The 12,901-nt window shown below is 67.8% G+C and carries 17 protein-coding genes and 1 other RNA gene; 12 read left to right on the top strand and 6 right to left on the bottom strand.

The window, feature by feature from the left end; all coding sequences use genetic code 11:
* Positions 1-10 precede the first annotated feature (10 nt).
* Together pepP and VA603_RS13490 are read right to left on the bottom strand one after the other, a co-directional pair.
* Positions 11-1,336: a Xaa-Pro aminopeptidase gene (gene pepP / locus VA603_RS13495; RefSeq protein WP_132865479.1), complete on the bottom strand. Its 1,326-nt coding sequence runs from the start codon at positions 1,334-1,336 to the stop codon at positions 11-13.
* An 8-nt stretch (positions 1,337-1,344) separates the two neighbouring features.
* On the bottom strand, positions 1,345-1,890 hold the full coding sequence (locus VA603_RS13490; RefSeq protein WP_323439158.1) for a YecA/YgfB family protein: 546 nt from the start codon (positions 1,888-1,890) through the stop codon (positions 1,345-1,347).
* Between the two features lie 127 nt (positions 1,891-2,017).
* On the opposite strand from VA603_RS13490, the gene VA603_RS13485 reads away from it, so the two are divergent.
* The 8 genes from VA603_RS13485 to VA603_RS13450 all read left to right on the top strand — a co-directional run bounded on the left by VA603_RS13485 (position 2,018) and on the right by VA603_RS13450 (position 6,284).
* Positions 2,018-2,239: a TIGR02449 family protein gene (locus VA603_RS13485; protein ID WP_132866209.1), complete on the top strand. Its 222-nt coding sequence runs from the start codon at positions 2,018-2,020 to the stop codon at positions 2,237-2,239.
* A complete protein-coding gene (locus VA603_RS13480) occupies positions 2,236-2,535 on the top strand; it encodes a cell division protein ZapA (RefSeq protein WP_132865481.1) in 300 nt (99 codons plus the stop codon). Before VA603_RS13485 ends, VA603_RS13480 begins: the two co-directional genes overlap by 4 nt.
* 85 nt (positions 2,536-2,620) lie before the next feature.
* A non-coding RNA gene (gene ssrS, locus VA603_RS13475) (6S RNA) lies at positions 2,621-2,805 on the top strand.
* Between the two features lie 187 nt (positions 2,806-2,992).
* Complete coding sequence (locus tag VA603_RS13470; protein ID WP_323439157.1) at positions 2,993-3,583, top strand: 5-formyltetrahydrofolate cyclo-ligase; 591 nt, start codon at positions 2,993-2,995, stop codon at positions 3,581-3,583.
* Positions 3,580-4,062 carry an EVE domain-containing protein gene (locus tag VA603_RS13465; RefSeq protein ID WP_132865483.1) on the top strand — a complete coding sequence of 161 codons (483 nt, stop codon included), beginning with the start codon at positions 3,580-3,582 and terminating at the stop codon, positions 4,060-4,062. The genes VA603_RS13470 and VA603_RS13465 overlap by 4 nt, the downstream gene beginning before the upstream one ends.
* 139 nt (positions 4,063-4,201) lie before the next feature.
* On the top strand, positions 4,202-4,849 hold the full coding sequence (rpiA, locus tag VA603_RS13460; protein WP_132865484.1) for a ribose-5-phosphate isomerase RpiA: 648 nt from the start codon (positions 4,202-4,204) through the stop codon (positions 4,847-4,849).
* Between the two features lie 79 nt (positions 4,850-4,928).
* Positions 4,929-5,381 (top strand): DUF192 domain-containing protein, encoded by a 453-nt coding sequence (locus VA603_RS13455; protein ID WP_323439156.1) that lies wholly within the window; start codon positions 4,929-4,931, stop codon positions 5,379-5,381.
* A 54-nt stretch (positions 5,382-5,435) separates the two neighbouring features.
* The gene (locus VA603_RS13450; RefSeq protein ID WP_192287537.1) at positions 5,436-6,284 is read left to right on the top strand and encodes a SirB1 family protein; all 849 of its coding nucleotides are present in this window, start codon (positions 5,436-5,438) and stop codon (positions 6,282-6,284) included.
* Between the two features lie 155 nt (positions 6,285-6,439).
* On the opposite strand, the gene VA603_RS13445 is transcribed toward VA603_RS13450, so the two are convergent.
* Positions 6,440-6,631: a rubredoxin gene (locus VA603_RS13445; RefSeq protein WP_132865487.1), complete on the bottom strand. Its 192-nt coding sequence runs from the start codon at positions 6,629-6,631 to the stop codon at positions 6,440-6,442.
* A gap of 68 nt (positions 6,632-6,699) precedes the next feature.
* Between VA603_RS13445 and thiE the strand changes: the two genes are divergently transcribed.
* Together thiE and hemL are read left to right on the top strand one after the other, a co-directional pair.
* Positions 6,700-7,329, top strand: coding sequence for a thiamine phosphate synthase (thiE, locus tag VA603_RS13440; RefSeq protein ID WP_323439155.1), 630 nt, complete (start codon positions 6,700-6,702; stop codon positions 7,327-7,329).
* A 198-nt stretch (positions 7,330-7,527) separates the two neighbouring features.
* Positions 7,528-8,820, top strand: a complete 1,293-nt coding sequence (hemL, locus tag VA603_RS13435) for a glutamate-1-semialdehyde 2,1-aminomutase (protein ID WP_323439154.1) — start codon at positions 7,528-7,530, stop codon at positions 8,818-8,820.
* A gap of 219 nt (positions 8,821-9,039) precedes the next feature.
* Here hemL and azu read toward each other — a convergent pair whose 3' ends face one another.
* Positions 9,040-9,432, bottom strand: a complete 393-nt coding sequence (gene azu / locus VA603_RS13430; protein WP_425603736.1) for an azurin — start codon at positions 9,430-9,432, stop codon at positions 9,040-9,042.
* A 194-nt stretch (positions 9,433-9,626) separates the two neighbouring features.
* Here azu and VA603_RS13425 point away from each other — a divergent pair, with 194 nt between their 5' ends.
* Positions 9,627-10,223 (top strand): HAD-IA family hydrolase, encoded by a 597-nt coding sequence (locus tag VA603_RS13425; protein WP_323439152.1) that lies wholly within the window; start codon positions 9,627-9,629, stop codon positions 10,221-10,223.
* A 164-nt stretch (positions 10,224-10,387) separates the two neighbouring features.
* Here VA603_RS13425 and VA603_RS13420 read toward each other — a convergent pair whose 3' ends face one another.
* Positions 10,388-11,617 (bottom strand): acetylornithine transaminase, encoded by a 1,230-nt coding sequence (locus VA603_RS13420; protein WP_132865492.1) that lies wholly within the window; start codon positions 11,615-11,617, stop codon positions 10,388-10,390.
* A 69-nt stretch (positions 11,618-11,686) separates the two neighbouring features.
* On the opposite strand from VA603_RS13420, the gene VA603_RS13415 reads away from it, so the two are divergent.
* Positions 11,687-12,550: an ion transporter gene (locus VA603_RS13415; RefSeq protein ID WP_192287544.1), complete on the top strand. Its 864-nt coding sequence runs from the start codon at positions 11,687-11,689 to the stop codon at positions 12,548-12,550.
* A gap of 44 nt (positions 12,551-12,594) precedes the next feature.
* Here the strand turns inward: VA603_RS13415 and VA603_RS13410 are convergent.
* A partial coding sequence (locus VA603_RS13410) for a Rossmann-fold NAD(P)-binding domain-containing protein (RefSeq protein WP_486679298.1) occupies positions 12,595-12,901 on the bottom strand: 307 nt, incomplete at its 5' end.

Below are 12,901 nucleotides of genomic sequence, written 5' to 3'. Positions count from 1 at the left end.
TGGCGCGGCCTCAACGTCGTGCCATGAACGCTTCGATCTCCTCGGCGCTGCGCTCCAGCGCGCCGGTCAGCACGTGGTGCCCCGCTGCGGTGATCAGCACATCGTCCTCGATGCGGATGCCGATGCCGCGCCAGCGCGGCTCCACGTCGCGATCGTCCGGCGAGATGTACAGGCCCGGCTCGATCGTGAACACCATGCCCGGTTCCAGCAGGCGCGACTCGCCGGCCACCCGGTAGTCGCCCACGTCGTGCACGTCCAGCCCCAGCCAGTGCCCGGTCTTGTGCCGGTAGAAGCGCTGGTAATGGCGCTCGATGATGTTCTCTTCCAGGTCGCCCTTGAGCAGCCCCAGCCGCAGCAGCCCCTCGGTCAGCACCTCCACCGCGGCCAGGTGGCCTTCCTCGTAGGCGATGCCCGGCCGCGCCTGCTCCAGCGCCGCCGCCTGCGCGGACAGCACCAGCTCGTGCAGCAGGCGCTGCTCCGTGCTGAAGCGGCCGTTGACCGGGAACGTGCGGGTGATGTCGCTGGCGTAACCGCGGAACTCGGCGCCGGCGTCGATCAGCACCAGGTCGCCCTCGCGGCTGCCGCCGTTGTTGTCGCGGTAGTGCAGCACGCAGCCGTTGGCACCGGCACCGACGATGCTGTTGTACGCCGGCCAGGCATCACTGGCGCGGAACTCGCGTTCCAGCTCGGCCTGCAGCTCGTACTCGTGGATGCCCGGGCGGGCGACGCGCATCGCGGCACGGTGGGCCCGCACGCTGATGTCCGCCGCGGTCTGCATCAGCGCGATCTCGTCATCGGACTTGTACAGGCGTTGCTCGTGCAGCAGGTGGCCCAGTTCCAGGAATTCGTGCGGCGGCTGCGCGCCGTGCCGCACCTGCGAGCGCACCCGGTTCACCCAGCCGATCAGCTTCAGGTCGAAGTCCGCGTCGCGGCCAAAGTGGTAGTACACCCGCGAGCGGCCTTCCAGCAGGCCCGGCAGGATTTCGTCCAGGTCCTCGATGGGATAGGCGTCGTCCATCCCGTAGCGCGATACCGCGCCGTCCTGGCCGGCACGCGGGCCGTCCCACGCTTCGCGGTCCGGGTCGCGCTCGCGGCAGAACAGGATGCTCTCGCCGTGGCGACGCCCCGGGATCAGCACCAGCACCGCCTCCGGCTCCTGGAACCCGCTCAGGTACCAGAAGTCCGAATCCTGCCGGTACGGATAGAACGTATCGTGGCTGCGCACGCGCTCGGGGGCGGCGGGCAGCACCAGGATGGCGTCATCGCCGGCCGCTTCCATCAGCTGGCGACGGCGGCGGGCGTATTCGGCGGGGGTGATCCCGGACAGGCGCTTCATGCCGCTCCTCAGTTCAGGCGCTGGCGGTGCCGCGAGCCCATCACGCAGTCGCCGTGCAGCAGCAGCGCCGCCACGCGCACGAACTCCTCGATCTCGGCCAGCGCGTCCTCGTCCTCGTCGGCGCTGTCGAACTGGTCACTGGAGGACTGCGCCAGGCGTGCCAGGTCCTGCAGGGCCTCTTCACCTTCCTCGCTCAGCGCCGGGCGCTTGCCCGAGGCCAGGCCAAAACCGCCCAAGAACGCGCGGCACCATTCGAACAGGGCATCGGTGCGCACCTGCAGCGGGGCCGAGGCGTCGGCCAGGACCAGCTCGAAGGCGAAGTCGCGGTCTTCCAGCTGCGCCACGGTGGCCTGTCGCAACCGGTCCAGCACGCTGCCCGGCTCCGGTGCCGGCAGGTTGTCGTCGGCCAGCACCTTGGCCGGCCAGTCCGGCAGGTCGTCACCGCCGGCGGCAAGCCAGCCGGCCAGCGCGCCGTGGAGTTCGGCCGGGGAAGCACCCAGGCCCAGCGACTGGCTGGCCTGGAGGATGTCGTTGACGACAGGAAGATCGGTCATGTCACGGGTCTGTAAAGCGGGAAAAGGATCGCCACCACGCCGTGCGCGGCAGCGGCTGCACAGTGTAGCAACCACGCGGTGTTGCCCTCCTTGACCGGCCCCTGCCTGCATGCCTATCGTGCCGACCATGGATGCCTTCGATCCCGCCGGCCAACTGGTCGCCCTCGCCGCCCGCCTCGAGCTGCTGCTCGAGCGCAACCAGCGGCTGGCCGACGAGAACCGCAGCCTGCGCCAGCAGCAGGAGCAGCTGATCGCCGAGCGCTCGCAGTTGCTGACCAAGAACGAACAGGCCCGCTCGCGGGTGGAAGCCATGATCACCCGCCTCAAGTCGCTGGAGCAGCACACGTGAGCCAGAACGAGCCGGTCAGCGTCCGCCTCCTTGACCGTGAATACACCGTCGGCGTGGAGCCGGACGAACGCGACAGCCTTGCCGCCGCCGCGCGCATGCTTGACCAGAAGATGCGCGAGATCCGCGGCAGCAACCGCATGGCGGCGGTCGACCGCGTGGCGGTGCTGGCCGCGCTCAACCTGGCCCATGAACTGCAGCAGGTGCGCGACGAGCAGGCCGCCCAGCAGCAGCGTTTCCAAAGCGCGCTGAACGATCTGAACCGGCGCCTGGACATCGCCATCGACAATGCCCGTTGAACAGTCTGAGCGGCTAAGCCAGATGAACTCGCCGGACGGGCAAAAAGACTGCCCCCGCGCACGCAACCCCGCTATACTGGCCCCGCGTTCTCTGCTGTGAACGACGGCGTGTGCAAACATTCGCCTTGTCCCTTAATGACGACCACGGGGGCGCGACGGAGCCGGGTGTGCAAGTCCGCCTTGTAGCGGGAAGCCCGATGGCCCCCCAACGCTCCCACTTGAACCCCGGGTTCAAGGTCGTTTCGCACGCATCGTCACCGCGGAGAATGCAATATTCCAGAACGGCGCCCAATGGGCGCCGTTCTTTTTTGTCCTTCTGCCACCGGGAGAAGGTGCCCGGAGGGCGGATGAGGGTGCGGGAAAAGCCCGGTGAGAACAGGCTGCACGAGACTGCGCCCGTGCCCTCTCCCGCCTGCGGGAGAGGGGCTTTGCAGCCGGATTCCGATACCCTGTGTCGATGACTGACGATCCTCGCCAACGGCTGCGCCAACAGCTGCGCCAGCGCCGCCGTGATATTCCCGCCGCCGACCGCATCGCCGCCGCCGAAGCCCTGGCCGCGCACCTGCTTGCCCTGCCCTTTGCCCACGCCAGCGGCCATGTCGCCGGCTACTGGGCGATGGATGGGGAAATCGCGCTGCACCGCTGGCAGATGCAGTTGCCACCGCAGCAGACCTACTGCCTGCCGGTACTGCACGGCAAACGGCTGCGCTTCGCGCCGTGGCGGCCCGGGCAGCCACTGGTCAGCAACCGCTATGGCATTCCCGAGCCCGCCGTGGACCCTTCCACGGCGCTGCAACCGGAGGAAATGGCGCTGGTCGTTGCGCCGCTGGTGGGCTTTGATCCGCACGGACGGCGGCTGGGGATGGGGGGCGGCTGGTATGATCGCAGCTTCGCATTCCGGCAGCGCCAGGCCGCGCCGCCGTGGTTGGTCGGGGTTGGTTTTTCCGCCCAGCAGGTGCCGTCGCTGCCGGTCGAGGACTGGGACGTGGCGGTCGATGCGATCTGTACCGAGCAGGCCACTCTCTACCCGGAACCGTTGAACGCATGACCGCCCGCAAGCGCTACTGGCTGATGAAGTCCGAACCGGACGCCTTTTCCATCGATGACCTGCAGCGCGTGGGCACCGAACCGTGGAATGGCGTGCGCAACTACCAGGCGCGCAATTTCATGCGCGATGGGATGAAGGTCGGCGACGGCATCCTGTTCTACCACTCCAATACCAAGGTGCCGGGCATCGTCGGCCTGGCCACGGTGGCCAGCGAGGCCTACCCGGACGACACCCAGTTCGACCCCAAATCCGATTACCACGACCCCAAGAGCACGCGCGAGGAGCCGCGCTGGATGCTGGTGGACGTGGCCTTCGAGCGCAAGCTGGCGCAGGTGATCGCGCTGGACGAGATCAAGCTGCATGCCGACGAACTGGGCGAAGGCTTCCCGCTGACCGCCAAGGGCAACCGGCTGTCGGTGTTCCCGGTCACCGCCGCGCAGTGGAAGCGCCTGCTGTCGCTGGAAAAGAAATCAAGCTGACCCCGTAGGAGCGGCCTCGGCCGCGAAGCATGCGCTGTTCCCGCTGCGGGTATGCATGCAAGCGTTGGCGACACTGGCTTCGCGGGCAAGCCCGCTCCTACCTGTTCCACGCATTCCTCCAACTCCATCGAGTCCCACCATGTCCGAAGCCAAGCGCCTGGCCGCCGAAAAAGCCATCGAGTACGTCCAGAAGGGAATGATCGTCGGTGTCGGCACCGGCTCGACCGTCGCCTACTTCATCGAGGCACTGGCCCGCATCAAGGACCAGATCGAAGGCGCGGTATCCAGTTCGGACCAGAGCACCGCCCTGCTCAAGGGCCACGGCATCGAGGTGCTGGACCTGAACCACACCGGCGGCCTGTCGCTGTACGTGGACGGCGCCGACGAGTGCGACGGCAACAAGAACCTGATCAAGGGCGGCGGCGCCGCGCTGACCCGCGAGAAGATCATCGCCGAGGCCAGCAAGCAGTTCGTCTGCATCGTCGACCCGAGCAAGCAGGTCAAGGTGCTGGGCAAGTTCCCGCTGCCGGTGGAAGTGATCCCGATGGCACGCAGCCTGGTCGCCCGCGAGATCATGGCCCTGACCGGCGGCCAGCCGGTGTGGCGCGACGGTGTGGTCACCGACAACGGCAACCTGATCCTGGACATCCACAACCTGTCCATCACCGATCCGGTCAAGCTGGAACAGCAGCTCAACCAGATCCCCGGCGTGGTCACCGTGGGCCTGTTCGCGCGCCGCCCGGCCGACGTGGTGATCGTCGGCGGCGAACCGCCGCAGGTGCTTTGACCTGATGCGGGGCCCGGGGACAGGCCACGGCCGTCCCTCGCCCCGCACCGCCACCCACTCCTTCCCGACAGAGCCTTCCATGTCCCTACTGCGCTCCCTGTTGCTGCTCTCCCTGCTGACCCTCGCCGGCTGCGCCAGCGCCGATGGCAAGCATTGGGTGGAACTGGCCGGTACCCGTTACCAGGTGGAACTGGCCCAGAACGATGAAACCCGCGCCCGCGGCCTGATGTTCCGCGACCAGATGGATACCGGCAGCGGCATGCTGTTCATCCATGACCTCGAGGAACCGCAGGCGTACTGGATGAAGAACACCCGCATCCCGCTGGACATCCTGTACTTCGACAGCCAGCGCCGCCTGGTCAGCCAGCAGCGCGACGTGCCGCCGTGCTCGGCCGGTGACATGTGCCCGCCCTACCCCAGCTTCAAGCCGGCCCGCTACGTGCTGGAGCTGAATGCAGGCCAGGCTGCCCGGTTGAAGCTGGAGGATGGCGCCGAGCTGACCTTTGGCCCGGGCATCCCCAAGGCGGATTGAACCGTCCCGGCGCCCGGCCTTGAACCGGCCGGGCTTTGCCCGCAGTCTTGGGGCATGTCTGATACACGCATCACCCTTCCGCACTGGGACGAGCTGGCCACCTTGGCCGACGACGCCCTGCCACTGCTGCCGACCGCGCTGCTGATTGCCCGCGACGAGTATCCCGAACTGGATCCGGCCGCCTACGAGCGCCTGCTGCAGGCCCATGCCGACCACCTGCGCGTGGAGGTGGACGCCACCCGCGAGTGGCCGCTGAAGATCGCCGCCATCAACCACCACCTGTTCAACGAGGTGGGCTACAGCGGCAACAACGACGAGTACTACGACCCGCGCAACAGCTACCTCAACGAGGTGTTCGAGCGGCGCCTGGGCAACCCGATCTCCTTGGCGATGGTGCAGATCGAGGTCGCGCGCCGGCTGGGCCTGCCGCTGGAAGGCATTTCCTTCCCCGGCCATTTCCTGGTGCGGCTGCCGGTGGATGACGGCGTGCTGATCATGGACCCGTTCAACGGCGGTCGCCCGCTCGGCGTGGATGAACTGCGCGAGCGGGCGCGCACCAACCTGGGCGGGCAGGCACCGGACGACAGCGTGCTGGCGCAGATCCTGGACCCGGCCCCGCACCGCGCGATCCTGATGCGCATGCTGCGCAACCTGTATGGCGTGTACGCCGAGCGCGGGGAATGGGACCGCGCCGCGCGCAGTGCCGACCGCGTCCTCAAGCTGGCCCCCGAACAGGCCGATGCGGTACGCGACCGTGGCCTGGCCTACTTGCAGCTGGAACACCTGGCCGGCGCCCGCGCCGACCTGGCGCGCTACCTGAAGATGGAACCGGAGGCCAGTGACGCGGCCAGCATCCGCGACCGTCTGGTCGAGCTGGGCGGCGAGCGCCCCAAACTGCATTGATCCCGCAGGAGCGGCCTCGGCCGCGAAGCCGGTACCGCCCGGAGCTGCAAGCAACGCCAACCCTCCCGAGAAGGTTACCTGCCCACCCGCAGGCCCGCGCCTGCCGTCACCGGAGCCACCGCCGGCTCCGCGGCCAAGGTCGCTCCTGCCGGGGCTCAGTCCAGCTCGACCATCTCGAAGTCGTCCTTGGTCACGCCGCAGTCCGGGCAGGTCCAGGTATCGGGCACGTCCTCCCAGCGCGTGCCCGGGGCGATGCCCTCTTCCGGCAGCCCATCGGCCTCGCGGTAGATGAAACCGCAGACGACGCACATCCAGTTGCGGAAGGTGGAGGCCGTGGCATCTGACATCGGGGATAATCACTGCAATGAGAAACGGCGTTGATTGTCACACTCCCGCCGCCGTACCGGTAGCCATCATGTCCCCAGCTTCTCCCGCCGCCCGCGGCGTGTACCTGATCACCCCCGACGAAACCGACAGCGCGCGCCTGATCGCGCGCGTGCAGCCACTGCTGGCCGGCACCACCTGGCTGCAGTACCGCAACAAGGCGGTGGATGCCCCGACCCGACTGGCCCAGGCCACGGCATTGCAGGCGCTATGCAGCGCGGCCGGGGTGCCGCTGATCATCAACGACGATGCGGCGCTGGCGCAGCAGGTCGGTGCCGCCGGCGTGCACCTGGGCGAGGACGATGGCGACATCGCCGCGGCCCGCGCCCTGCTCGGGCCGCAGGCCATCATCGGCGCCTCCTGCTACGACGAACTGGCCCTGGCCGAACGTGCCGTGCAGGCCGGGGCCAGCTACGTCGCCTTCGGCGCGTTCTTCCCCAGCCGCAGCAAGACCACCTCCCGCCGCGCCAGCACCGACCTGCTGCGACAAAGCGCCGCACTGGGCGTGCCGCGGGTGGCGATCGGTGGGCTGACCCCGGACAATGCAGGGCCCGTTGTCGAAGCCGGTGCGGACCTGCTCGCGATCATCAGCGGCGTGTTCGCCGAGGATGATCCGGTGGCTGCGTTGCAGGCGTACCGGCGCTGTTTCCACACTGATTGAATTCACCTGACAGCTGAAAGGCACGGCTTTTCCCTTCTCCCGTCGGCGGGAGAAGGTGCCCCGAAGGGGCGGATGAGGGGAGTTTTTTGCGTTTGTTCGCTGGAAGCCCCCCTCACCCCAACCCCTCTCCCGCAAGCGGGAGAGGGGCTTTGAATCCGCGCGCTTCAACGCTGTTGCAACCTTACAGAGGAGTTACCCATGAACCACGCCCAATCCCACGCCCTGTTCGCGCGCGCCCAGACGCTGCTGCCAGGTGGTGTCAATTCACCGGTGCGCGCGTTCAAGTCGGTCGGCGGTGAGCCATTCTTCGTGGAGCGTGCCGACGGCGCCTACCTGCATGACGTCGATGGCAACCGCTACATCGACTACGTCGGCTCGTGGGGCCCGATGATCGTCGGCCACAACCATCCGGCCGTGCGCCAGGCGGTGAAGAAGGCGATCGACAACGGGCTGTCGTTCGGCGCGCCGTGTGCGGCCGAAGTGACCATGGCCGAGACCATCACCGCGCTGGTGCCGTCGTGCGAGATGGTGCGCATGGTCAACTCCGGCACCGAAGCCACCTTGTCGGCCATTCGACTGGCGCGTGGCGCCACCGGCCGCAACAAGATCGTGAAGTTCGAGGGCTGCTACCACGGCCATGGCGATTCGTTCCTGGTCAAGGCCGGCAGCGGCATGCTGACCTTGGGCGTGCCGACCTCACCGGGCGTGCCGGCCGGCTTGAGCGAACTCACCCTCACCCTGCCCTACAACGATTTCGAGGCCGCCACCGCATTGTTCGAGCAACAGGGCAACGACATCGCCGGCCTGATCATCGAACCGGTGGTCGGCAACGCCAACTGCATCCCGCCGCGCGATGGCTACCTGCAGCACCTGCGCGCACTGTGTACGCAGCACGGCGCGCTGCTGATCTTCGACGAAGTGATGACCGGCTTCCGTGTCGCTCTGGGCGGTGCGCAGGCGCATTACGGCATCACCCCGGACCTGACCACCTTCGGCAAGATCATCGGCGGCGGCATGCCGGTGGGCGCGTATGGCGGACGTCGCGAATTGTTGTCGCAGATCGCACCGGCCGGCCCGATCTACCAGGCCGGCACGCTCAGCGGCAATCCGGTGGCGATGGCCGCCGGGCTGGCGATGCTGCAGCTGATCCAGGAACCCGGATTCCATGACCGTCTCACTGCGGCCACCGCCAAGCTGTGCGATGGGCTGGAAGCGGCTGCGCGCGATGCCGGTGTTTCGGTCACCACCAATCGCGTCGGCGCGATGTTCGGTCTGTTCTTCACCGATGAGAAGGTGGAAACGTATGCGCAGGCCACTGCCTGCGATATCCCGGCGTTCAACCGCTTCTTCCACGCGATGCTGGAGCGTGGTGTGTTCCTGGCACCGTCGGCGTACGAAGCCGGCTTCCTGTCCAGCGCGCACGATGATGCGGTGATCGAAGCCACGCTGGTTGCAGCGCGCGAGGCGTTCAAGGTGGTGGCGGCGGGCTGATCCTGCGGCACGATCTGTAGATAGAGAAACGAAAGCCCTCCCTCATCCGCCCTTCGGGCACCTTCTCCCGTAGACGGGAGAAGGGATGGGGTCAGCGTGAGCGCCAGGGATGCTGCACGATTTCAGTTCGCGATAGACCAAGCCCTTCTCCCGCACGCGGGAGAAGGTGCCCGCAGGGCGGATGAGGGCCGCTCCACGTGTGCTGCTACCTCAGCCCGCTCAGCCGAAAACGAGCTTGCCCTTCATCAGTCCCCAATGCCCCGGGAACGAGCAGAAGAAGGTGTAGTCGCCACCGCGCGTCAATTTGCTGGTCGCAAAGCGCACCCGGGTGGTCTGACCACCACCGATCACCGGCGTGAACGCGATCACCCGCGCATCGTTCTTCGGCAGGTAGCTGTCGGCCAACGTCGCGCGCATGCCGGCCGTGGCCACCGGCTGGAAGTCCGGCGTACGGGTCAGCACCCAGTTGTGGCCCATCGCCGTGGCGCCCAGCTTGCCGGTGTGGCGCAGGATCAGGTCGACCTGGGTGCAATCGGCGGCAACACGGATTTCCGGCAACGAGAACTGCATGCGGTCATTGCCCTCGATGGTCACCGCACAGGTGCGGGCCATGGCGGGTGCGGCGGGCAACAGGACCGCAAGGGCCAACAGCAGGGAATAACGCTTCAAGCACAACTCCGTGAATACGTGGGTTGCGGTGATTCTAGGCAAGCTGCGCGGATGGCACCTGCGACGGGATGTCGCAGGGATGCAGGAACCAGCGCGCGCGTCGATACTTCCCCTCCATCCTGCCTGCCCCTGCCTTGATGCCTGCTCCCCATGCACTGCTGCTCGACTTCGATGGCCTGCTGGCCGACTACGACCACCGTCGGTTCCTGCAGGTGCTGGCAACCGCCGCGGGCGTCGAATCACCGCAACTGGATGCCGTGCTGCGCGGACAATCGTTGGAACTTGCCCATGCCCGCGGTGCATTGGCCGGCGGGGCATTGCTGGAGGCGCTGAACGATGCACTGGGCAGCACGCTGCAGGCCAAGGACTGGCTGGCCGCACGCCGAGCGGCGAGCACGCCGCGGCGTGACTGCATTGCCCTGCTCGGTCGCATTCCAGGCCACGTGCGCGTTGCGGTCCTGACCAACAATGGCGCGCTGACGTTGCCGCTCATCGCGCAACTGCTGCCGGACATCCGGGTGCTGGGCAGCGCCCAGCTAGGTATGCGCAAGCCTGATCCCGCCGCCTATCAAGCCGCCTGCGAGATGCTCGGCTGCCCGCCGTCGCGCACGTTGTTCGTGGATCACCTGTTCCGCAACGTGCAGGGCGCGCGTGCGGCAGGCCTGCTGGCCGATACCGCCTATCACGCGCAGTCGTTGCGGCGGCTGTTGCGGCGGCATCACCTGCTGGACTGATCCCACGACGCAAGAGCACCTTCAGGCGCGAAGCCGGCGATGCTCCACCGGCAGGAGAACTCCGCTACCGGAGGGGGCTACCAGCTTCGCGGCCGAGGCCGCTTCTCCCGGTGGCATGGATGCCGCGGCTTGCCCGGGGCATCCAGGATCAACGCCGGCCGTGTTCAGCCGCGCGAAGCAACGTAGGCCGCAATCGCCTCACGCACGCGCTTGAGGCCTTCGGCGACTTCCTCGTCGGTGATGTTCAACGCCGGCACGAAGCGCAGCACGCTGGTGCCGGCCTGCAGGATCAGCACCTGCTTCTCGGCGGCAAGGTCCAGCAGCGCGCCGATGTCGGCCACGTACTCGGGCTTGAGCACCGCACCGATCATCAGGCCCATGCCGCGCACCTGCTCGAACACGCCGAATTCTTCGCCGATGGCCTCCAGCCCGGCCTTCAGCGCGGCCGACTGGCGCACCACGTTGGCCTTGATCTCGTCGGAGGACAGCTTGCGCAGCGCCACACGGGCGACCGCCGCAGCCAGCGGGTTGCCGCCGAAGGTGCTGCCGTGCGCGCCCACACCCATCACCTCGGCCACCTTCGGGCCGGCCAGCATCGCGCCGACCGGGAAGCCACAGCCCAACGCCTTGGCCAGGGTGACGATGTCAGGGGTGACGCCCCAGTTCCAATGCGCGAACAGTTCACCGGTGCGGCCCATGCCGACCTGGATCTCGTCCAGCACCAGCAGTGCGTCGTGCTGGTCGCACAGCTCGCGGGCGCGGCGCATGAACTCGGCGCTGGCCGGCATCACGCCGCCTTCGCCCTGCACCGGCTCGAACATCACCGCGGCCACGTCGCCGCCGGCCATCGCCGCTTCCAGCGCGGCCACGTCGTTGAAGTCCACGTAGCGGAAGCCGCCGGGCAGCGGCTCATAGCCTTCCTGGTACTTGGGCTGGGCGGTGGCGGTCACCGTGGCCAGGGTGCGGCCATGGAAGCTGCCACGGAAAGTGACGATGAAGCGCTTGTCCGGCGCACGGCCCTGCGCGGTGGCCCACTTGCGCACCAGCTTGATCGCCACTTCGTTGGCCTCGGCGCCGGAGTTGCACAGGAACACGCGCTTGGCGAAACGCGAGGCCTCCACCAGCTCCTGCGCCAGGTGCAGCGGCGGCTCGCTGTAGAACATGTTGCTGGTGTGCCAGAGCTTGTCGGCCTGCGCGAACAGGGCCGCCTTCAGGTCGGCGTCGTTGTGGCCCAGGCTGCACACCGCGATGCCGGCCGCCAGGTCGATGAACTCCCGCCCCTGCGTATCCCAGACCCGCGCGCCCTGGCCACGCTCCAGCACCAGCTGGCGCGGACGGTAGACCGGAAGGTAGTAGTTGGACAGGGACAACAGCGGTTCAGCGGCGGCAGTCATGGCGTTCCGGAGGGGTGGGTGTGAAAGCCGCATTGTCCCCCATTCCACGGGCTGCGGCACAATGTACGGATGCGCCTGTTTTCTGCCCCCCAACTGAACCCCGCCAGCGAGTCCGGCTGGCGCCGCCGCTGGTTCGACATCATCCACCGCACCGACACCCCGCCTTCGCGCCGGTTCGACCTGCTGCTGGTCTGGGCCATCCTGGCCAGCGTGCTGGTGGTGATGGTCGACAGCGTGCAACGCATCCACGTGGCCTGGGCCAGCTGGTTCTACGTGGTCGAGTGGGGGTTCACCCTGCTGTTCACCGCCGAATACGTGCTGCGTCTGCTGGTGGTGCGGCGGCCGCTGCGCTATGCGTTCAGCATCTGGGGGATCATCGACCTGCTGGCGATCCTGCCCTCGTACATCTCCTTCTTCGTGCCCGGCGCGCAGAGCCTGCTGGTGGTGCGCGTGCTGCGCCTGCTGCGGGTGTTCCGCATCCTCAAGCTGACCCGCTACATCGAGGAAAGCGGCGTGCTGATGCTGGCGTTGTGGCGCAGCCGGCGCAAGATCCTGCTGTTCCTGTCGATGGTGGTCACCATCGCTATCATCGCCGGCGCCCTGATGTACGTGATCGAGGGGCCGGCCTACGGCTTCAGCAACATCCCGACCAGCATGTACTGGGCGGTGGTGACGATGGCGACGGTGGGTTTCGGCGACATCGTCCCGCACACCACGCTCGGCCGCTTCATCACCTCGGCGTTGATCCTGGTCGGTTACAGCATCCTGGCCGTGCCGACCGGCATCTACACCGCCGAACTGGCCGGCACCATGCTGCGCGAGCGTCGCCAGGACACCCGCGGCTGCGTGGTCTGCGGCCATGAGGGCCACGAGGCCAAGGCCCACTACTGCAACCGCTGCGGGCATGAGCTGCCCGAGCCGCTGGAGCCCTGAGCACCTACCGTGCTTCACGGCCGAGGCCGCGCCTGCGGGGTTGCTCAGTCGAGGAACAGGTCCGGCAACAGCGGCCTGGACGGGTCCACCGCATAGCCGGACAGGTCGGTGACACCGGCCTCGGCCAGCACTTCATCGTCGATCAGGAACTTCCCGCTCAAGCCGGCCGCCGGGCGGGTCAGCACCGCGTGCGCGGCATCGGCCAGGATCTCCGGGCGGCGGCAGCCGGCCGGGTCCACGCCGGGAATCATGTTGATCGCGTCGGTCGCGATGATGGTGCGCGGCCACAGTGCGTTGACCGCCACGCCCTGCGGGCCGAACTCACCGGCCAGGCCCAGGGTAACGAAGCTC

The organism is Stenotrophomonas capsici (assembly GCF_034961085.1).
GTDB classification, from domain to species: domain Bacteria; phylum Pseudomonadota; class Gammaproteobacteria; order Xanthomonadales; family Xanthomonadaceae; genus Stenotrophomonas; species Stenotrophomonas capsici.
The sequence above is the reverse complement of the archived record's forward strand: the minus strand, read 5'-3'. Positions and strand labels throughout refer to the sequence as shown.